The 1067-nt window shown below is 60.4% G+C and carries 1 pseudogene; it reads left to right on the top strand.

Annotated features, from left to right (window positions below):
* A pseudogene (locus ACSIPU_RS30335) lies at positions 1–832 on the top strand (IS91-like element ISCR2 family transposase); the annotation flags it as partial.
* Between the last annotated feature and the right edge of the window lie 235 nt (positions 833–1067).

Below are 1067 nucleotides of genomic sequence, written 5' to 3'. Positions count from 1 at the left end.
GCTGACGCACACCATCGCCCACCGGGTGGGTCGCTATCTGGAACGGCAAGGCCTGCTGGAACGGGATGTCGAAAACAGCTATCTGGCCTCGGATGCGGTGGATGACGACCCGATGACACCCCTGCTGGGGCACTCGATCACTTACCGTATCGCTGTCGGTTCACAGGCGGGGCGAAAGGTGTTCACTTTGCAAACTCTGCCGACCAGTGGTGATCCGTTCGGTGACGGGATTGGCAAGGTAGCCGGGTCCAGCCTGCACGCCGGCGTGGCGGCCAGGGCCGATGAACGCAAGAAGCTCGAACGGCTGTGCCGGTACATCAGCCGCCCGGCGGTATCCGAGAAGCGGCTGTCGTTAACACGAGGCGGCAACGTGCGCTACCAGCTCAAGACGCCGTACCGGGACGGCACCACGCACGTCATTTTCGAACCATTGGATTTCATTGCAAGGCTGGCCGCCCTGGTACCGAAGCCCAGAGTCAACCTAACCCGCTTCCACGGGGTGTTCGCACCCAACAGTCGGCACCGGGCGTTGGTCACGCCGGCAAAACGGGGCAGGGGCAACAAGGTCAGGGTGGCTGATGAACCGGCAACACCAGCACAACGGCGAGCGTCGATGACATGGGCGCAACGGCTCAAGCGTGTTTTCAATATCGACATCGAGACCTGCAGCGGCTGCGGCGGCGCCATGAAAGTCATCGCCTGCATTGAAGACCCTATAGTGATCAAGCAGATCCTTGATCACCTGAAGCACAAAGCCGAAACCAGCGGGACCAGGGCGTTACCCGAAAGCCGGGCGCCACCGGCTGAGCTGCTCCTGGGTCTGTTTGACTGACGAGCCTGAAGGCCAACGATACCAATCAAAATGCTGCGTTCACAGCGCCGCGGCAGGGATCCGCCGTGCTGGTTGTCGGAAAAGGAGCCGCTAGTGGGAAAGAGGAGGGTAAATTTTCAGCGTTGCTGGCTCCCCGTCAGCCGGATTGGGTTGCATCGCAGGGGTGTCGAAAGAGTCAACTGCGGTCCAAAGCTGTTGGACTTGGGTGAAAAGGGCGTTTATTCTTCCTATACGT

Source organism: Klebsiella sp. HN106 (assembly GCF_051209435.1).
GTDB classification, from domain to species: domain Bacteria; phylum Pseudomonadota; class Gammaproteobacteria; order Enterobacterales; family Enterobacteriaceae; genus Klebsiella; species Klebsiella oxytoca.
This window is presented reverse-complemented; position numbering and strand designations above follow the sequence as displayed.